The organism is Tenacibaculum sp. TB-56 (assembly GCF_059716275.2).
The window spans coordinates 639033-658793 of record NZ_CM201367.1; the positions used below are offsets into that span (position 1 = coordinate 639033).

Below are 19761 nucleotides of genomic sequence, written 5' to 3' on the forward strand. Positions count from 1 at the left end.
CAATAAAAGATTTTATCTACTTTAATTTTTAACAACTCTTTTAAAAAAGTTATACGCTAGTAATCCCCAACCAACAATTAATAGCACTCCGCCTAAAGGTGTTACAAACCAAATTGACTTTGCTGGTACACTTAATAAGTAGATTAGATAAATAGACCCTGAGAATAATAAAATTCCTGCTATTAAAAAATAACTTATCCTGTTTTTTTCTTTATTGGTAAACTCTGTGTACATGTTTACGAAAAGCAATAGCAACACATGAAAAAACTGATATCTAACTGCTGTTTCAAAACTCTCTAGAGCTTCAGGTGTTAGTTTTGCTTTTAAAGCATGTGCTCCAAAAGCTCCTAAAATTACAGCAATCATTCCTAAAACTGTCGCTATTGTTAGATTTTTATACATTTATTCTGTTTTTGTTTAATTTTAAACTTTTTTAGCGATATTGTCGCCTCAAATATTATCCACTACAAAAATACATTATAAATGAGAAATATATTGATTATTGGTGCTGGTAGATCGAGCTCTTCACTTATAAAATATTTATTAGATAAATCTTCACAAGAAAACCTACATATTACTATTGGCGACGTTTCGTTAGAAAGTGCACAATCAAAAATCAACAACCATAAAAATGCTACGGCAATTCAATTAAACGTTTTCAATGAGGAACAACGTGCTAACGCTATTCAAAAAGCAGACATCGTAATTTCTATGCTTCCTGCTAGTTTTCATATTGAAGTAGCTAAAGATTGTATTACCTACGGAAAGCATATGGTAACAGCTTCTTATATTTCTAATGAAATGAAAGCTTTAAACGAAGAGGCAAAAGCCAAAGGATTGGTATTTATGAACGAGATTGGTCTAGACCCTGGTATCGACCATATGAGTGCTATGCAAGTTATTGATCGCATTAAAGATCAAGGAGGAAAAATGCTTTTATTTGAATCGTTTTGTGGTGGATTAGTAGCTCCTGAAAGTGATACAAATTTATGGAACTACAAATTTACTTGGAATCCAAGAAATGTGGTTTTAGCAGGTCAAGGTGGAGCTTCTATGTTTATTCAAGAAGGCACTTATAAGTACATTCCGTATCATAAATTATTTAGAAGAACGGAGTTCATGACCGTTAACGGAAGTGGAAAGTTTGAAGCTTATGCTAACAGAGACTCTTTAAAATACAGAAGTATTTATGGGTTAGAAGATATTAAAACTATGTACCGCGGAACCATTCGTAAAGTTGGTTTTTCTCGTGCGTGGAATGTTTTTGTTCAATTAGGAATGACTGATGACACTTACACTATTGAAGATTCTGAAAACATGAGCTATCGTGATTTCACCAATCTGTTCTTAGCGTATTCTCCGTCAGATTCAGTAGAATTAAAGTTCCGTTCGTACTTAAAGATTGACCAAGATGATTTAATGTGGGATAAGTTTGTTGAATTAGACATTTTCAATCCAAACAAAAAAGTTGGGTTGAAAAACGCAACTCCTGCTCAAATTTTACAAAAAATATTAATGGATTCTTGGACGCTTGAAAAAGATGATAAAGATATGATTGTTATGCATCATATTTTTGGATATCAATACAAGGAAGAAAATCATCAGATAGAAAGTAGTATGGTAATTAAAGGTGATGATCAAACCTATACTGCTATGGCAAAAACTGTAGGATTACCTGTAGCCATGGCAACCGTACGTATTTTAAATGGTGAAATTACCACTCCAGGAGTACAATTACCGATTAACAAAGAAGTGTATGAACCTATTTTAAAAGAATTAGAAGACTACGGAATTACCTTTGTAGAAAAAGAAGTTCCTTATTTAGGTTATAACCCTGAGAGTGTAAAAGGGTAGTTAAACTTCAAATATTTACTCTTTTTTAATAAATTAGCAATTGAGGATATTTTCTGGTATTATACTGGTTTATATCCTCAATTGTCATTAAAAAGAATTGTAACCAACAACTTATTTGTACGTATTTTACAATTATGGATAAAAAAATTGAAATCAAAGAAGGTTCTATCACCTGAGTAATTTCAAGAACAATAGGTTTAGTTATCATATCTTATTTAGTTTTCAACTTTTATGACAACCCCAGTATTTACGGTATTTGTATACTTATAATATCCTTTCAATTACTTGTAAGTGATGAAGCCTATACAATTACAGCTGACAGCAGAGGCATTGAAATATCCCATTCAAACCTTCTTAAAATATCAGCTTCAAAACAATATATTCGCTATTCTGAAATTAGTGATATTCGATTTATCCCTAGCAAGTTCTCTTTAACTATTTTCCTTCTCAATGCTATTATTCGCTCTGGCGCAGAATCTCGTAAAGATTCCTTACTTATTATCTATAAAAAAAATGGAGATTTAATTGAAATGAAAGGAATAGGAAATAAAGGAGAGGTAGAATATTTACGAGAATTATTATCAACAAACCTCACTCAACAACAATCATAAAAAAATCATTCTAAAAGTTCGTATTTTTACACTTCAACATCACACTAACAAATGTCTGAAAGTGTTTTAAAAAAATACATCAACAGCTACTCTAAAGAAGAAATGTACTTTAGATTTCAAGAAGAATTCCCTGAATTTGTACAACGAGTCCCACAATATTTATTAGCGAGCTTTTTAGGATTAACTCCAGAGTACTTGAGTGAAATTAAAAGAAAATAACATTTCTTAAGCTAGTTTATTTTTTACTGAAATCTTCTTAACTACCTTTGTGCTCATATTAATTTAAGGGCATAATACTATTATGAAAAATATGAAAAAACTTGTTGTTGTTGGCGGCGGGTTTGCTGGATTAGAACTTATGAAAGGATTGGGAAATTTAGATGATTACCAAATTATTTTAGTAGACAGTAATAACTACAATTTCTTCCCTCCTTTAATCTACCAAGTATCAACGGGTTTTATGGAACCTTCTGCAATTAGTTACCCATTCAGAAAAATTTTAAGAAAATTTAAAAACGCTCGTTTTCGACTAGGTGCTCTTGAAAGAGTGGTTCCTGAAGAAAACAAAATAGTGGTAAGTAATGGAGAAATAGAATATGATATCTTGGTAATGGCAACGGGTACAGAAAGTAATTTTTTTGGAAACAAAAACATTGAAAAGTACAGTTTACCTATGAAAACGATTAGCGACGCTCTGTCTCTTAGAAATGTTATTTTAACTCGATTTGACCGTGCTACGAGAATTCAAGATCCAGAAGAAAGAAAAAAGTGTTTAACTTTTGTTATTGCTGGTGCTGGACCTACTGGAGTTGAACTTTCAGGAATTTTATCAGAAATTAAAACTTCAATCATCATAAAAGATTACCCTGAATTAGACGAAAATGATTTTGGTGATATACATCTTATCGATGGTCAAAGTTCTGTTTTAGCTCCTATGTCTAAAAAAGCACAAGAATACACTTCTGAAAAGCTAAGTGAACTAGGTGTAACTCTGACTATGAATACAATGGTTAACGACTTTGATGGTGAAACCGTGTATTTATCAAACGGAGAAAAAATAGAAACCAAAAACCTTATTTGGGCAGCTGGGGTATCAGCTAAAACATTCGATGGTTTTTCAAAAGAAAGTTTTGGCCCTGGCAGAAGGCTAAAAACAAATCAGTTTAACTTAGTAGATTCATACGATAATATTTATGCGTTAGGAGACTGCGCCTTGATTTCTGGCGATAAAAACTATCCTAACGGGCACCCGCAATTAGCACAACCTGCTTTACAACAAGCTAAAAACCTAGCAAACAACCTTAAAAGAAAAGATGGTAATTGGAAACCTTTTCAATACAACGACAAGGGTTCGTTAGCTATTATTGGACGAAACAAAGCGGTACTTGATTTTCCTGGTCAAAAACAATCTTTAAAAGGTTTTGTGGCTTGGTTAATTTGGATTTTTGTACATATTATGGGGCTTGTAAACTTTAAAAACAAAGCAAGAACACTTTACAACTGGCTTGGTTATTACATTTACAAAGACCAATATTTTAGAATGATTATCAAGCCTACTCCAAGAGATAATAATTAAAAAAGATGAAAAAAATTAGTCTTATAATAGTGTTGGTTTTTGCAATTATAGCCATAGGCTGTGATTCAGAAAAATCAAAAAGTAATAACAACTCCGAAGACATCGTATCTCCGTCTGACACGCTAACTAAACATCTAAAACCCTTCAATCCTGATTTACCAACAATCGGACTTTTAATGTTTAACGGTGTTTTACAAGGTGAAGTTATAGCAACATCCGACGTTTTTGGAAAACCAAACAAAGATGGTAAACAACTTTTTAACGTAGTAGCTATTGCTGAAAAAGCTAAACCAATTACTACTGAAGAAGGAATGCATTTTGTTCCTGACTTTACTTTTGATAATTGCCCAAAACTAACAGCTTTATTTGTACCTAGTGCTTACGATATGTATGCGCAAGTACACAATAACAAAGTGGTAGATTTTATAAAAGCTAAAAATCAAGAAACTCAATACACGGTTAGTAATTGTGCTGGAGCTAATTTAATTGGCAAATCTGGTGTAGCAGATGGTCATAAAATCGTAACGTGGATTGGTGGTGGTGAGCAACTACAAAAAGACTATCCGAATTTAAAAGTACAAAACGACAGCTTGGTAACTTTTGTTAAGGATGGTAAGTTTTTATCTTCCAACGGAAATTTAGCCAGTTATATTTCTGCTTTAGAGCTTCTTGAAATTATGACAAGTGTTGAACACAGACAATTTGTTGAAAGCTACTTATATCTGGACAGGCTTAAAAACTGGGAAAATTAACATTTACTAAAACTTACATCTTTAAATAAAAATCTTTTGTAAGATTAATATAGGCATCAGTGTACTGGTGCCTTTTTGTTTCAATTACCAATTCTTCTTCTTGAATTGTAGTTTCTACAAAAGATAATTCTAATAAACTTCGTTTAACCTCTGTATCGGGTGTTCCTTTTACTCGACAAACTCTATTTAGATGTAAACTGTACTTATTTGCTAACTCAATAAAGTTTCCTTCTTCTTTAAAAGGAATAATCGTTGAGAATCTACCATTTTCAGACAAAATTTTACTCACACCTTCAAGCAATTCTTCAAAAGATAACGAAGAAGTAAATCGTGCTTTGTTCCGTGCTTCGTCTTCCGATTCAAAAGCATCCGTATAAAATGGCGGATTTGACACTATTACATCGTATTGCTCTTCCTCTTCTGCCATTTCTTCTGCAAATTCTACAAAAGAAGCATTGTAACAAAAAAGACGATCTCCCCAATCTGATTGCTCGAAATTTTCAACGGTTTGCTCATAAGCATTTTCATCAATCTCTACCGCATCAATAGTCATCGCGTCGCTACGTTGTGCCAACATCAAAGAAATAACTCCTGTACCAGAGCCTACATCTAACAACATATCAGGAAACTCTCCTAAATCACACCACGCCCCTAACAATACCGCATCGGTACCGATTTTCATTGCTGTTTTATCTTGATGTACCGTAAACTCCTTAAACTGAAATGGCTTCATCTATAAAAATCTGCTTAGAATATTTTCTGCATTGAAAAATAAGTACAATACAATAATTAATAGGATTACTAGAAACAACCCTCTTTTAGGATTTCCTTTTTTTCTATTACCAAAACGTCTTTTAAACTCCATTCTCCTTTATTTGTTTAATGTGATTCCTAGATAAATTCGGAATAACCTTATACTATTTTTGTTGCCCGAAGCATTTCCATTTTTCCAGGACGAACCAGGTAAGCGTTCTACTTTAAAACCTACTGCTTGCATCGCTCGTCTAACACTTCCTTTTGCTGAATAGGTTACCAATACTCCTTCCCCTTTTAGAGCTGCAAACATAATTCGAAAAATATCTTCCGTCCACAACTCAGGTTGTACCCTTGCTCCGAAGGCATCAAAATAAATCAAATCAAATTGATTTTCATCTGTAATTTCAGAAAAAAATTGTTTACGTTTTGTTAGCGAAAAATTATTAGTGATGTTATGCTTCTTTTCCCAAGAAACTTCATGCATTTTATTAAACAACTCTTGTTGTTCTTCAGCCTCTAATTCTGTTACGTAATTTAGTTTTTCAACCTCTTCTTTAGCAACAGGATATGCCTCTACTCCAACATAATCAATCTTACTTTTCGCTTCCAACAACGTAATAAAACAATTAAGGCCTGTACCAAAACCGATTTCTAAAATTGAAATATTCTCGTGATCAACATATCTTAAACCATTTCTGATAAACACATGATACGCTTCTAGTATTGCTCCATGTTTAGAATGATATTGCTCATCCCATTCAGGTAAGTGAATGGTAGTGGAGCCATCGGACGTTATGATTATTTCTCTTTTTATTCCTTAATTATTTAATTAATAATTTTTTAATTCTAGGTATCGGTCCTCTACAGGTAGTTTCATGACAGGCAATACAAGTGTTTATTGCTTGATTAAAGTTTTGCTTTAACGAATCTTGCGAACCACTATATACCTGTTGCATACTTTGTATATACAATTTTGAAAAAGCCTCAAAACTGGCATTTCTATCAGTAGGATCAGTTAAAACTGCATCGTGAATATTAAGGTAGACATCAGGAAAGTTACCAATAGCCTCTCCTTCCAAAATTTTATTCTTAATTGTCATATTACCTTCATACATGGTATTCATTAACGCTGCCATTTCTGAAGATTGATACATAATTAATTCCTCTTTGGGTTGCTTTACTTCCTTTTTGCAAGAAAAAAAAAGTAAAACTATACATAATAAACCAAAAACGTTCTTCATTACTTTTTTATTAACACGCCATCTGCTTCAAAAGCATAGGTGTATTTTGGTTCAGTAATTTGAGCGATTTCTTCTTCTGATTTTCCTGCATCTTTTGCATAGTGTTGTAATTCATCTACTGAAATTTCAGTTACATACGCTTTTCCATTTACCACTACTTCTTTTGCATCTGCATTTAACGGCATAAAAAATCCGTAGTCTTTAAAACGTACCATAGATTCTTGCTCTTCTCCTAAATCCAACTTCATCCAACAACCTTTTTTCTTACATACTTCATTTATTGTTGAAGTAAATTTTACATTTAAAGTATCTCCTGCCTTTAAGTTTTTGAATTTTGCTCGCATTTCAGCTGCAGAAATTGCTTCAGCATCTGTAATCTTTTCTCCAAAAGATGCATATTCTATTTTTTGTACTTCAGTATCATTTGTAGTAGATTTTTCTTCTTTCTTTTCAACCTTACAAGAGCTAAGCGCAATGCTTAAAACCGCAGCCAAAACCAATAGTCTTTTCATTTTCAAAATTTTAAAATTAACATATCAACAAATATACTTATAATTTCTTCAAGCAATACCCGCCTAAAACATACCGCTAGATTTTGTATCTTCGTGGCACTTCTAAAAACAACAACACAATGAATATTGATATTGAGCTTATACAAGAATCAAAAATAGATACAGTAGATTTTAACAATTTGGCGTTTGGTCGTATTTTTTCTGACCATATGTTAGTTTGTGATTTTAAAGATGGTGAGTGGAAAACGCCTCAAATTATGCCTTACGGACCCATGACTTTTGAACCTTCGGCGAGAGTTTTTCATTACGGACAAGCTGTTTTTGAAGGAATGAAAGCTTACAAAGATGATAATGACGACGTTTTCTTATTTCGTCCAGATGAAAACTTTCACAGAATTAACAAGTCTGGAGAACGTTTAGCAATGCCTCCTGTTCCTGAAAATGTTTTTATGGAAGGACTAAAAAAGTTATTAGAGATTGACGATGCTTGGATTAAAAAAGGATTTGGAAACTCGTTATACATCCGTCCTTTTATCATTGCTTCTGAAGGAGCTATTTCTGCTTCTCCTGCTGAAGAATACAAATTCATCATCATCTGTTCACCTGCACAATCGTACTATGCTGGAGAAGTTCGCGTTCTTTTTGCTGAAAAATATAGTCGCTCTGCCGATGGTGGTGTCGGATTTGCAAAAGCAGCAGGTAACTACGCCGCACAGTTTTATCCAACTAGTTTAGCCCATAAAGAAGGATATCAGCAAATTGTTTGGACAGATGCTAATACACACGAGTATCTTGAAGAAGCAGGCACTATGAACGTTTTCTTTAGAATTGGTGATAAACTTGTTACCGCACCAACAAGTGATCGTATTTTAGATGGGGTTACCCGTAAATCAATCATTCAACTTGCTCAAGACAATAATATTGAAGTAGAAGTACGAAGAGTATCAGTTACTGAGGTAAAAGAAGCTGCAAGAAAAGGAGAATTGAAAGAAATTTTTGGTTCTGGTACTGCTGCGGTAATCAACCCTATTAAAGGATTTAAACATCAAGATGAAACTTTTGAATTACCTGACATGGAAGATTCATACGCTGCTTTTTTCAAAGAGAAACTACTAGGAATTCAATATAACAAACTGGAAGACAAGCATAACTGGAGAGTGAAAATTTAGTTTTTTCATTAAAAAAAGTTATATTAGTGGATAATATTCAATTTTGAATATAAAAATCTAAATAAAATGAGAAATATAGTACCAGCATTATTATCTATAGGAATTGGTTTTGCTATTTCTTTTTTTGGTTTACAAAGTTACTCGAACTCTCTATCGGGTAAACCTGTTTTCGCTATAAACGAAACCGTAGACACCCAAGAAGAAACACAACTTCCTGAAGAGGAAGAAACAACTGACACTGAAGATACGCAACAAGAAATTAGCGCGGATATTAATGAGGAAACCCCTTCTATTGAAGAAACTATCCCTGAAGAGGATACTCATGAAAACAAAGAAGAAGATGATGAAGAGAGAGAAGGAGAAGCTGTAGAAGTTGAAACAAATACTTCAACTTCTTACGACTCTAACAACATTCAAAAGAGTTTTGATAATTGGGAAGCCTATACAAAAGACAATATTGATTTAATGTCTACCTATACTCCTTTAGATGAAAAAGGAGCTGCTGTTGAAAAAGGGATGTTCCTAACATTATTACGTACTGGTGCTTTCATTCCTGTTAAACACGAAAATGAAGGAAAAACACAGTATCAACTTACGAACATCAACGATACTTCTGACGAAAAAATAAAGAAATCTATTGTTAGTAAAGCTGCTATAGCCTATCAATATTTTAAAATGGAAGGAAAAAAACTTCCAGATTATAATTTTGTTGATTTAACGGGAAAAGCACATAACAAAGCTGACACAAAAGGAAAGTTATTAGTCATTAAATGTTGGTTTATTACCTGTAAAGTATGTGTAGAAGAATTCCCTGAATTAAATGAGTTAGTAGACAAATACAAAAATGAAAAGATTGAATTTGTTAGTTTAGCTTTTGATAAAAAAGACGAATTAATTGAGTTTTTAGAAACTAAAGAGTTTAAATACCCTACTATTCCTGAGCAAAAGGATTACATGGCTAAAAAACTAAAAGTTAAACAATACCCTACACATTTAATTGTTGACTCTAACGGTATTATTATTAAAATGGTTAATAATGTTAAAACCTTAACATCAGAATTAGAAAGAATTATGGGTAAATAACATAGGGAACAAAATTAAAAAAAGCTCCTCAAAAGAGGAGCTTTTTTATTTATCTAAAATTTCTTTAATATTTGGTTTGAAGTAATTTGGTCCTTTAAGCACCTTGCCATCTTCACGATAAATTGGCTTTCCATCTTCTCCTAACTTACTCATATTACTTCGTTGAATCTCATTAAACACTTCTTCAATTTTGTGTTGCATTCCGTGTTCAATAATAGTTCCGCATAAAATATACAGCATGTCCCCTAAGGCATCTGCAACCTCAACCAAATCGTTATTCTGCGCTGCTTCTAGGTATTCTTCATTTTCTTCTTTCATTAAATTGTAACGAAGTAGGTTTCGTTCCTCGCTAATATTTGCCGTTGGTTCGTTGTTAATTCCTAATCCGAAAGCGGTATGAAATTCGTGTACTGCTGCTATTCTTTTCTTCATTGTAATTAATCTGTTTTATATTAGTTTATGTTGCTTTTTCTGACACTTAAACTAGCAGCAAAAATAATTGCTGTTTTAGTTTTTTCCATTCTAAAATCATTCTTTAACTTTGCTAAAAATACAATTTTATGTTTATACTTATTGCTGCTAAAATGTTTACTACAGGCAGAATCATTTTTGCAAGTTTATTTGTAATAGCTTTTATCGTTTTGATGTATTTCAGCTACAAAAAAGATGCTAAAAACAACAAAAAGCACTACCAGAACGGAGCTTTGTACGTGGCTATAGGAATAGCAGTAGTTATTGCGCTATTGTTTTTATCTAAACTATTAACAAAATAACACAACCTTTTAAGGCTCCATTATAAAATAAAAAACCGATTCTTTTCAGAATCGGTTTTTATTATTTAGCCTTTTAACTTCTTAATTTTTTATTGGTAAAAAATTATAGTTTTTAGCGTAGAAATTCATTTGCTCTTCAAACGTTTCTGGTTGCGTAATTTTAATATCAGTAATATTACCTTCAGCATCTGTTACTGGCTCTAATACTGGATTTACAAATCCGTTATAAGGAGCTGATGTAAATTGTGCGTTACGATCTAAAACTTCTTTATGAATTTCTTGATCTACTTTTACTCCATAGCCTTCAACTAATGCTTTTGCCGCTTCAAAATCTCCTTCGGATTTAATTCTTTGCGTTTCTTTTAATAAACGTCCGAAAATTTCGCGAAGCTTATCATAATCATTGATGTTATAATATGTCTTACCGTCTCTAATAACTTTTTCAATTACATTATCTTTCGCTCCTTGCTCAAAAGACCAAGCTGATACCCATTGGCGATTTACCATGTGATCTTCTTCAATATCATCTCCTAAGTTAATTCTAATTAACTGTGTCATTAATCCGTTTCTGATGTACCCATCGTAGGCAGCTTTACCAACTTTTTGCCAGTCATCAACCAATCCTAACTCTTGTAATTTAGGATCCATTAAATAGTACAATCCTACTAAATCCGCTCTACCTTCTTCCATTGTAGAAGCATAATTCTTTAACGTCTCTTTTGGTTGACCAACTCCGTCGTTAATTACACCTGAAGCATGTCCGATTACCTCGTGTAATGCTGTGTGTAATTTATCAGCTAATTTACCATACTTAATTTCTAAATCGATTTCTTCTTGATCATTAGCAAACTCTTTTAAACGTCCTGTTCCTCCAGCATTGTTATACGAACCAATAATATTCCCTAACGATACTGATTTAGAACCATGTTGTTGACGAATCCAGTTATTGTTTGGTAAGTTCACTCCAATTGGAGTACTTGGAGATGCATCTCCTGCCTCACCAGCAACGTTTACAGTTTTATACGAAACCCCAACTACGTTTTCTTTTTTATGTGCTGGATCTAACGGAGCATTATCTTCAAACCATTGTGCATTGTCTGATAATACTTTCATCTTTTTAGACATATCAAAGTCTTTGATTTGTACGATGTTTTCGTACGAACCTCTGTACCCTTTAGGATCGTTATACACTTCAATAAAACCATTAATCCAATCAATATTTCCTTCGGTAGATTCAACCCAAGCAATAGCATACTCATCCCAAGTATGTAAATCTCCTGTTTTATAGTATTCGATTAACAACTCTAAGGTTTTTGCTTGTTTTTCGTTTTCTGCTACTTCTTTAGCCTTTTCTAACCACTCAATAATTTTATCGATAGCTTGACCGTACATTCCACCAGACTTCCAAACTTTCTCTACTAATTTTCCGTCTTCACGAACTAATTTCGAGTTTAATCCTGCTTCAATTGGTTTATCTTTTGACCCTTTATCCGCTTTAGCGTAAAAATCTTCTACATCTTTACTTGTGATATCTGGTCCGTAGAAATTTACTGCAGATGCCAGTACGTGATCAACTCCTGCTTTTTTGTTTACTTTTTTAGCATCTTTATCGTTAAAAATAACCTCAAAAGCTTCTGCAGATAACTCAGTGTTAGTTTCTTTTAATAACGATTCAAAATATTCTTTAGAAAATTCAGGTTTTAACTTATCGTTAGAATAGTGGTGGTGAATTCCGTTTGAAAACCATACACGTTTTAAATACGTTGTAAATGCTTTAAACTCTTCACTCTCTTTATCACCTTTAAAGTTATTGTTGATATTTTCTAAAGCTGCTCTAATTTCAAGATTGTGACGGTAGTTTTGATCCCACATAATATCACGACCAGACAAACCAGCTTGCGTTAAATAATACACTAACTTTTTTTCTTTTAGTGTTAACTCATCAAAACCAGGAATTTGATAACGTAATACTTTTATGTCAGCAAATTGCTCTACAACATATTCAAACTCTTTTGCTTTTTTTTCAGCTACTTTAGGCTCTTTTTTGGCTTCTGTTCCGCATGAAGTTAACACTCCAGCTGCAACAACTGCACAAAGCATTTGTTTTAGTTTCATTTATAATAATATTTAGTTTATTTTTTTGGAAGGATAAAATTACGAAATTTAAACTTCATGGTATCGAAAACAGTCTGTTGTATGGTCGTTTACCATCCCCGTAGCCTGCATATGAGCATAAATTACTGTGGATCCTACAAATTTAAATCCACGTTTTTTTAAATCTTTTGAAATTGCATCAGAAAGTGCTGTTGTTGCAGGCACTTCTTCTCTTTTTTCAAATGAATTTTTTATGGGCTCTCCATCAACAAAACTCCAAATATATTTAGAAAATGTTCCAAACTCTTCTTGCACTTTCATAAATAATTGAGCGTTGGTAATTGTAGCTTTTATCTTTAACTTATTTCTAATAATTCCTTCATTTTGTAACAGCTCTTCATACTTTTCTTCACCATATTTTGCAATTTTCTGATAATTAAAATCGTCTAACGCTTTTCTAAAATTTTCTCTTTTTTTTAAAATAGTTATCCAACTCAATCCTGCCTGAAAGGTTTCTAAAATTAAAAACTCAAACAATTTATCATCATCATAAACAGGAACTCCCCATTCTGTATCGTGGTATTCTATATACAAAGGGTCATTTCCTACCCAAAAACATCTTTGCTTCATAATCTTTTATTTAATGCTGAAAATTACTGTTAAACAAGTTAAAAATCAATGAATTTCGGAATAATTTTTGCAATTTTATAGTTAATAAACTCATATTGATCATGAAAACACTACAACATATTTTAGCTCTCAGTATCATAGGAATTATGCTGTGGGCTTGTGGTTCTTCTCCCCTAAAGAACACTTCAAATACTAATGAAGAACCTGTTGTTATTGCCAATGACAGTTTAGAATACGAAATTATTATCATAGATCCTGGTTTTACTACTTATTTAAATAGCATAGCCAAACCAGAAGGTTATTATTCGCAAACGTACTTAGAAAATAAAAATCGTTTGTATGTTATTACATGGAATTACCGAGCACAAAATCCACTACAATTCAATCCTAATATTTATGAAAATGTGATTGATTACAGTCCGCATATTGATTATGGTTACGAAGTAAACTACAAATTATTCAATTATTTTGAGTTTGCTCAACGTAAATACAAGATGAGTTTAGGAGCTGGATCAACTCGATTTAATAGGTGATTTTTACTCAAAAAAGCATCTTTGTAAAAACTGTATATTTGCTCAAAAAATCAACCCAATAACATGAAATTTTTAAGAAATCTATTAGCCTCAGTTCTTGGCTTTTTTATTGCCCTTTTTTTACTGTTCGTTTTCTTTTTTGCTATCGCTACTATTGTTGGAGGTTCTGAAGAAGAGATTCTTGTTAAAGAAAATTCAGTTTTAGAGTTAGACTTATCTAACCCTATTAAGGATTATTCTCCTGATTCAAACGATCCTTTTGAAAAAATATTAGCTAAATACAGTAATAAAAAGAAGAAAAGTAGCTTAAACACAATCATTAATGCTATTGAAAATGCTAAGACAGATAATAAAATTAAAGGAATTAGTATAAAAACAACCTTTGTGAATGCTGGTATTGCACAAACGCAAGCCATTAGAAATAAATTAGAAGAGTTTAAAGAGAATGGTAAATTCATATATGCGTACAACGACATTTATACTCAAAAAAATTATTACTTAAGTTCTGTTGCCGATAGTTTATTCTTAAACCCGGTTGGGGCTATCGATTTTAGAGGTTTATCAACTGAAATTTTATACTTCAAAGATTTCGAAGATAAATACGGTATTAAAATGGAAGTAGTTCGTCACGGAAAATATAAAAGTGCAGTTGAGCCATTTTTAGAAAATAAAATGAGTGATGCAAATCGCGAGCAAACTACCTCTTTCTTAAAATCAATTTGGTCAGAAATTACTGAAGATATTAGCAACAGCAGAAACATTTCAATTGAAGAATTAAATACTATTGCTGACAACTCTAACGGAAGAAATGCTGAAATAGCTTTAAAAAACAAACTTATTGATGCTTCTATCTATGAAGATGAATACCAAGAAAAACTAGCAGGAAGTTCTGATGAAAAAGTGAATACTATTTCTATCGAAGATTACATCAACTCAGGAAAAGGAAGAATTTCTTCTACTGCTAAAGATAAAATTGCTGTGATTTATGCACAAGGTGATATCGTGTATGGAGAAGGAAATGAAAGCTATATCGGACAAGGAATTATTAATAAAGCGATTAAAAAAGCTAGAGAAGATGATAATGTAAAAGCTATTGTTCTTCGCGTAAATTCTCCTGGTGGTAGTGCTTTAGCTTCTGAATTAATTTGGCGTGAGTTAGAATTAACTAAGAAAGAAAAACCTCTAGTCGTTTCTATGGGTAACCTAGCTGCTTCTGGTGGTTATTATATTGCTTGTAATGCTGATAAAATTATCGCTGAACCAACAACCATTACAGGATCAATTGGTGTTTTTGGTGCGATTCCTAATTTTAGTCAGTTTGCTGATAATATTGGTATCAATGCAGAACAAGTATCTACTAACAATAGTGCTTCTTACAGTGTTTTTGAGCCAATGAATCAGAAGTTCTACGATGTAACAAAAGAAGGAGTTGAACAAATCTACACTACTTTTGTTAATCGTGTTTCTACAGGACGTAACATGACTTTTGAGCAAGTAAACGAAATTGCACAAGGTAGAGTTTGGACAGGTAAAGAAGCTATTGAAAAAGGTTTAGTCGATCAATTAGGAGGATTAGAAGATGCTATAAAAGCTGCTGCTGAATTAGCTGAAGTTGAAATTTATAAAGTTCGTAACTATCCTCACTACAAAACTGATTTAAAGGATGCTTTACAAATGAATCCTTTTATGAAAGCTTCTAAAGAAGAAATCTTAAAAGAAACAATGGGTGATGAAAACTATCAGCTATACAACAACATTCATAAAATGAAAAACCTAGAAGGAATTCAAGCCAGAATCCCTTTTATATTTCAAATAAAATAATCATAAAAAAAACCTCGACAATGTCGAGGTTTTTTTTTTATAAAATCATAGTGTAAACCTACTCATCATAACTATAGTTTACTTCAGCTTTAACTGACTCATCTTCTCCAACTACTAAACCTGAACCTTTTACTGGATAACCATCTTCATCATAAGTATAATCAATAGTTAATGTCCCTTTTATATTGTCATCAGCATCTTTGTAAATTACTTTTGTTAAGTTGTTTACAGGAAATAAAGCCCTTGCCTTAACTATTTCTGCCGCTTGTGGGTTTACACCAAAGTTTATATCAACTCCATCTAAAATATCAATAATTCCTGCTGCTTCTAAAGTTGAAAAATACATGTTTGGATTTTCGTCATAAAACATTTCTGCAATATAATTTTCAATACTATAAGTATCTGTTTCCCAATCGTAAACTTCTTGTCTAAATAAAACCTTACTTGGATTTTTATTTGAATCGTACTCTAATACTTCTCCTGTTTCATAAGCTTCGTAAGGAGACTCGTATAATTTCTCAATAGAAAAGCTTTCTGAAGTACTACCTCCTTCACTTACTGTAATAGTATTACCATCGTTTTTGTAGTTTATTAAAGTTGCACCTCCTTCATTATCTGTTCCTGATAAGCTTACCAATTTGTTTTCAGAATTATACATAAATTGAGCAGTCATTGTTTCATTCTCCTGATTAGTCGCAGTAATTGTTTTTAGTCTTTTCTTTTTAGCCCCTTCATTGATTTCTTCAAAATCATCAGATGTAGAACTGCTACAAGCCGTTAATAATGTCATTCCTAATCCGATAGCAAAAACATACTTTAAGTTTTTCATTTTTGTGTACTTTTTAATGAACCCTATTAAACTTTTATGTTTGTGTAAAAAATTGGATTTTTAAATTCTGTTACAGCAATTTTCTCAGCTACACACATAGCTAAACTATAAAAAGCGAAAGAAAGACAGCAACTTTTTAGCAAATTTAAAACTTTAAAAAAGTTCGGTTTATATTATTTCTTAATTCCACACAAAAATAGGAGTAAAAAAAATACCTGCAACAAAAATTGCAGGTATTTTTAACTAGTATATTTTGCAGTTTTTTACAAACCGAAACTTTCTTTTACCTTAGATACATAATCTAATTTCTCCCAAGTAAATAACTCTACATCTAGCGTTATACTTTCTCCATTAGGTTGTGTAAACGTTTTAGAAACTACTTCATTTGTACGTCCCATATGTCCGTAAGCAGCAGTTTCGCTATATATTGGATTACGTAATTTTAAACGATCTTCAATTGCGTGTGGACGCATATCAAAAATTTCAGAAACTTTTTGAGCGATCTCTCCATCCTTTAAATCGACTTTTGAAGTTCCGTAAGTATCTACAAAAATACCCATCGGTTCTACCACTCCAATTGCGTATGATACTTGTACTAATACCTCATCAGCAACTCCAGCAGCTACTAAATTCTTTGCGATATGACGTGTTGCATAGGCTGCAGAACGATCTACCTTACTTGGATCTTTTCCTGAAAATGCTCCACCACCATGTGCTCCTTTTCCTCCATACGTATCAACAATAATCTTACGACCTGTTAACCCTGTATCTCCATGAGGTCCACCAATTACAAACTTTCCTGTTGGGTTTATATGATACTTAATATCATCATTAAACAACGCTTGAATTTCAGGAGTTAATTGTGCTTTAACTCTAGGAATTAAAATCTCAACAATATCTTTTCTAATTTTTGCTAACATCGTTTCGTCATCAGCAAAATCATCGTGCTGTGTAGAAACAACAATTGCTTCAATACGTTGTGGTACATTATCATCAGAATACTCAATAGTTACCTGACTCTTAGCATCTGGACGTAAATAAGTAATTTCTTTGTTTTCTCTACGAATAGCAGCTAATTCCTTTAAGATCATGTGCGATAAATCTAACGCTAACGGCATATAATGCTCTGTTTCGTTAGTTGCATACCCAAACATCATACCTTGGTCTCCTGCACCTTGCTCTTCCTTTGAGGCTCTATCTACTCCACGGTTAATATCGTCTGATTGTTCATGAATTGCTGATAAAACTCCACAAGAATTTCCATCAAACATGTATTCTCCTTTAGTATAACCAATTTTATTGATTACTTCACGAGCTATTTTTTGAACATCTAAATAGGTTGATGACTTTACCTCTCCAGCCAATACAACCTGACCTGTAGTTACTAAAGTTTCACAAGCAACCTTAGATTCTGGGTCAAATGCTAAAAAATTATCTATTAAAGCGTCAGAAATTTGATCTGCTACTTTATCTGGATGTCCTTCAGAAACACTTTCCGAAGTAAAAAAATATGACATAAAAACTTCTTTTTAAATTAATTAAAAGAAAAAACTTGAATTGCTAGGTCGCTAAAAGGAGTAGAAAATTACTGCTTTAGCATTTTTATTCTGAACTATTGTTCATTGAGGTTGCAATCAGTCAAATTTTTCCTCAAATAAATATTGGTGCAAAGTTATAGATTATTTTACACACATAAAAACAAACTAAGCTATAAAAAAATAGAAAGTATTGATACTATGATAATAAAAAGTAATTTTTATAAAATGGCATTGGAAAAATATTTGCTTACTTTTGTGGTGTACAAAGTAAGATAATAACTTAGATAAAACATATATAAAATGGCATTAGAAATTACAGATGCTTCTTTCGAAGAAGTAGTATTAAAATCTGACAAACCAGTATTAGTAGACTTTTGGGCAGCTTGGTGCGGACCATGTAGAATGGTGTCTCCTATCGTTGATGAAATCAGTAGCGAGTATGAAGGAAAAGCTGTTGTTGGTAAAGTAGACGTAGACGCAAACCAAGAATTTGCTGCTAAGTATGGTGTAAGAAACATCCCAACTGTATTAATTTTCAAAAACGGAGAAGTTGTAGACAAGCAAGTTGGTGCTGCTCCTAAAAAAGCTTATACAGATAAAATTGATGCTGCTTTATAAAAAGTATTTCAATTCATCTCATAAAAAAGGTTTGGCTATTGCTAAACCTTTTGTTATTTTCGGTACTGTATGATTGATTTAAACAGTACTGCTTCAAAAATTAACAACCTTGAGCTACTTGCCAAACAAGTAGTAGAAGGTTTTATTACAGGAATGCACAAAAGTCCGTTTCATGGGTTTTCGGTTGAATTTTCTGAACACAAACTCTATAATAAAGGCGAAAGTACTCGCCATATAGATTGGAAGCTATTTGCTAAAACCGAAAAGCTGTACACCAAAAAATATGAAGAAGAAACGAATCTTAGATGTCATTTAATTATCGACAATTCTTCTTCTATGCATTATCCTATAAGTAAGAATCAATCAATAGATAGTTTAAATAAGATTGGTTTCTCAGCGGTAGCTGCAGCTTCTTTAATGGATATTTTAAAACGACAACGTGATGCTGTTGGGTTAAGTATTTACTCTGACACTTATGAATACTATGCTCCAGAAAAAGGTAGTGAGCGTCATCGTAAAATGTTATTACATCAATTAGAGCATTTATTATCATCTAATTCTACTTCAAAAACAAAAACCTATCAATACTTACATGAAATAGCAGAGAAGATTCATAGAAGGTCTTTAATTTTCTTATTTACCGATATGTTTCAAACTTCAAAGAATGAAGAAGAGCTTTTTAATGCTTTAAGACATCTAAGATTTAATAAACATGAAGTAGTATTGTTTCATACATATGATAAAAAAACAGAATTTTTGTTTGATTTTGACAATTCACCAAAAAAATTTGTAGATGTTGAAACTGGAGAAGAAATAAATTTATACGCCGAAAATGTACAGCAAAAATATCAAGAATTAAGCACTGAATTTTTCAAAAACCTAAAAAACAAATGCTTACAATATAAAATTGATTACATACCTGTAGATATTAATGAAGGTTATGATAAAGTACTTATCGCTTATCTTATCAGTAGACAGAATTTTTTATAAATAACTCTTTTTTATTTAAAAAAAGGTTATATATTTGCATCCGCTTAGAGCAACGGTCTGGTAGTTCAGCTGGTTAGAATACATGCCTGTCACGCATGGGGTCGCGGGTTCGAGTCCCGTCCAGACCGCTAAAGTTTCTCTAAAACATACAACATAATGCTTCAAGCAACGGTCTGGTAGTTCAGCTGGTTAGAATACATGCCTGTCACGCATGGGGTCGCGGGTTCGAGTCCCGTCCAGACCGCGAAAAGCTTCTCAATTTTTGAGGAGCTTTTTTCTTTTTATACATTTTTTTAAAAAAAGTTTGGTTTACTGAAATTTATTTCTAAGATTTGCCTCGTACAAAGAACACAAATACAATGATGTTACAAAACGTATGGC

19 protein-coding genes, 2 tRNA genes and 2 pseudogenes are annotated in these 19761 nt (G+C 32.4%); 13 read left to right on the forward strand and 10 right to left on the reverse strand.

Annotation, left to right across the window (positions count from 1 at the left end):
• Positions 1 to 21: 21 nt before the first annotated feature.
• Positions 22 to 402, reverse strand: a complete 381-nt coding sequence (locus AC3VI6_RS03080) for a DUF423 domain-containing protein (protein ID WP_497705127.1) — start codon at positions 400 to 402, stop codon at positions 22 to 24.
• A gap of 81 nt (positions 403 to 483) precedes the next feature.
• Here AC3VI6_RS03080 and AC3VI6_RS03085 point away from each other — a divergent pair, with 81 nt between their 5' ends.
• The 4 genes and pseudogenes from AC3VI6_RS03085 to AC3VI6_RS03100 all read left to right on the forward strand — a co-directional run bounded on the left by AC3VI6_RS03085 (position 484) and on the right by AC3VI6_RS03100 (position 4793).
• Positions 484 to 1854, forward strand: coding sequence for a saccharopine dehydrogenase family protein (locus AC3VI6_RS03085; RefSeq protein ID WP_497705128.1), 1371 nt, complete (start codon positions 484 to 486; stop codon positions 1852 to 1854).
• 701 nt (positions 1855 to 2555) lie between these two features.
• Positions 2556 to 2684, forward strand: a pseudogene (locus AC3VI6_RS03090) (Crp/Fnr family transcriptional regulator); the annotation flags it as partial.
• Positions 2685 to 2766: 82 nt separating this feature from the next.
• Entirely contained in the window at positions 2767 to 4041 is a 1275-nt protein-coding gene (locus AC3VI6_RS03095; RefSeq protein WP_497705129.1) for an NAD(P)/FAD-dependent oxidoreductase, read from the forward strand.
• A gap of 5 nt (positions 4042 to 4046) precedes the next feature.
• The gene (locus tag AC3VI6_RS03100; RefSeq protein ID WP_497705130.1) at positions 4047 to 4793 is read left to right on the forward strand and encodes a DJ-1/PfpI family protein; all 747 of its coding nucleotides are present in this window, start codon (positions 4047 to 4049) and stop codon (positions 4791 to 4793) included.
• Between the two features lie 13 nt (positions 4794 to 4806).
• On the opposite strand, the gene AC3VI6_RS03105 is transcribed toward AC3VI6_RS03100, so the two are convergent.
• The 4 genes and pseudogenes from AC3VI6_RS03105 to AC3VI6_RS03120 all read right to left on the reverse strand — a co-directional run bounded on the left by AC3VI6_RS03105 (position 4807) and on the right by AC3VI6_RS03120 (position 7302).
• Complete coding sequence (locus AC3VI6_RS03105) at positions 4807 to 5526, reverse strand: tRNA1(Val) (adenine(37)-N6)-methyltransferase (RefSeq protein WP_435255499.1); 720 nt, start codon at positions 5524 to 5526, stop codon at positions 4807 to 4809.
• Between the two features lie 179 nt (positions 5527 to 5705).
• Positions 5706 to 6363 (reverse strand): annotated as a pseudogene (gene mnmC2, locus AC3VI6_RS03110) (tRNA (5-methylaminomethyl-2-thiouridine)(34)-methyltransferase MnmC2).
• Positions 6364 to 6370: 7 nt separating this feature from the next.
• A complete protein-coding gene (locus AC3VI6_RS03115) occupies positions 6371 to 6790 on the reverse strand; it encodes a hypothetical protein (protein WP_497705131.1) in 420 nt (139 codons plus the stop codon).
• Positions 6790 to 7302: a DUF4920 domain-containing protein gene (locus AC3VI6_RS03120; protein ID WP_497705132.1), complete on the reverse strand. Its 513-nt coding sequence runs from the start codon at positions 7300 to 7302 to the stop codon at positions 6790 to 6792. Before AC3VI6_RS03120 ends, AC3VI6_RS03115 begins: the two co-directional genes overlap by 1 nt.
• Positions 7303 to 7421: 119 nt before the next feature.
• Here AC3VI6_RS03120 and AC3VI6_RS03125 point away from each other — a divergent pair, with 119 nt between their 5' ends.
• Both AC3VI6_RS03125 and AC3VI6_RS03130 read left to right on the forward strand, forming a co-directional pair.
• Entirely contained in the window at positions 7422 to 8471 is a 1050-nt protein-coding gene (locus tag AC3VI6_RS03125) for a branched-chain amino acid aminotransferase (RefSeq protein WP_497705133.1), read from the forward strand.
• 66 nt (positions 8472 to 8537) lie between these two features.
• The gene (locus AC3VI6_RS03130) at positions 8538 to 9554 is read left to right on the forward strand and encodes a TlpA family protein disulfide reductase (RefSeq protein WP_497705134.1); all 1017 of its coding nucleotides are present in this window, start codon (positions 8538 to 8540) and stop codon (positions 9552 to 9554) included.
• 45 nt (positions 9555 to 9599) lie between these two features.
• On the opposite strand, the gene AC3VI6_RS03135 is transcribed toward AC3VI6_RS03130, so the two are convergent.
• Positions 9600 to 9986, reverse strand: a complete 387-nt coding sequence (locus AC3VI6_RS03135) for a pyrophosphohydrolase domain-containing protein (RefSeq protein WP_435255504.1) — start codon at positions 9984 to 9986, stop codon at positions 9600 to 9602.
• 128 nt (positions 9987 to 10114) lie between these two features.
• Between AC3VI6_RS03135 and AC3VI6_RS03140 the strand changes: the two genes are divergently transcribed.
• Complete coding sequence (locus tag AC3VI6_RS03140; protein WP_231517319.1) at positions 10115 to 10327, forward strand: hypothetical protein; 213 nt, start codon at positions 10115 to 10117, stop codon at positions 10325 to 10327.
• 81 nt (positions 10328 to 10408) lie between these two features.
• Here the strand turns inward: AC3VI6_RS03140 and AC3VI6_RS03145 are convergent, their stop codons facing one another.
• Together AC3VI6_RS03145 and AC3VI6_RS03150 are read right to left on the reverse strand one after the other, a co-directional pair.
• Complete coding sequence (locus tag AC3VI6_RS03145) at positions 10409 to 12442, reverse strand: dipeptidyl-peptidase 3 family protein (RefSeq protein ID WP_497705135.1); 2034 nt, start codon at positions 12440 to 12442, stop codon at positions 10409 to 10411.
• 48 nt (positions 12443 to 12490) lie between these two features.
• Entirely contained in the window at positions 12491 to 13051 is a 561-nt protein-coding gene (locus AC3VI6_RS03150; protein ID WP_274634041.1) for a DNA-3-methyladenine glycosylase I, read from the reverse strand.
• A 101-nt stretch (positions 13052 to 13152) separates the two neighbouring features.
• On the opposite strand from AC3VI6_RS03150, the gene AC3VI6_RS03155 reads away from it, so the two are divergent.
• Positions 13153 to 13584 (forward strand): DUF6146 family protein, encoded by a 432-nt coding sequence (locus AC3VI6_RS03155; protein WP_497705136.1) that lies wholly within the window; start codon positions 13153 to 13155, stop codon positions 13582 to 13584.
• Between the two features lie 63 nt (positions 13585 to 13647).
• A complete protein-coding gene (gene sppA, locus AC3VI6_RS03160; protein WP_497705137.1) occupies positions 13648 to 15405 on the forward strand; it encodes a signal peptide peptidase SppA in 1758 nt (585 codons plus the stop codon).
• Positions 15406 to 15463: 58 nt separating this feature from the next.
• Here the strand turns inward: sppA and AC3VI6_RS03165 are convergent, their stop codons facing one another.
• A complete protein-coding gene (locus AC3VI6_RS03165; RefSeq protein WP_497705138.1) occupies positions 15464 to 16234 on the reverse strand; it encodes a hypothetical protein in 771 nt (256 codons plus the stop codon).
• Between the two features lie 263 nt (positions 16235 to 16497).
• Positions 16498 to 17751 (reverse strand): methionine adenosyltransferase, encoded by a 1254-nt coding sequence (gene metK / locus AC3VI6_RS03170; protein WP_497705139.1) that lies wholly within the window; start codon positions 17749 to 17751, stop codon positions 16498 to 16500.
• Positions 17752 to 18072: 321 nt separating this feature from the next.
• Here metK and trxA point away from each other — a divergent pair, with 321 nt between their 5' ends.
• From trxA to AC3VI6_RS03190, 4 genes are all read left to right on the forward strand, one after another.
• Entirely contained in the window at positions 18073 to 18390 is a 318-nt protein-coding gene (trxA, locus tag AC3VI6_RS03175; protein ID WP_125068953.1) for a thioredoxin, read from the forward strand.
• Between the two features lie 69 nt (positions 18391 to 18459).
• Positions 18460 to 19380, forward strand: coding sequence for a DUF58 domain-containing protein (locus AC3VI6_RS03180; protein ID WP_497705140.1), 921 nt, complete (start codon positions 18460 to 18462; stop codon positions 19378 to 19380).
• A gap of 54 nt (positions 19381 to 19434) precedes the next feature.
• Positions 19435 to 19508 (forward strand) — tRNA-Asp (locus AC3VI6_RS03185).
• A 42-nt stretch (positions 19509 to 19550) separates the two neighbouring features.
• Positions 19551 to 19624: transfer RNA gene (locus AC3VI6_RS03190), tRNA-Asp, on the forward strand.
• The last annotated feature ends 137 nt before the right edge of the window (positions 19625 to 19761 follow it).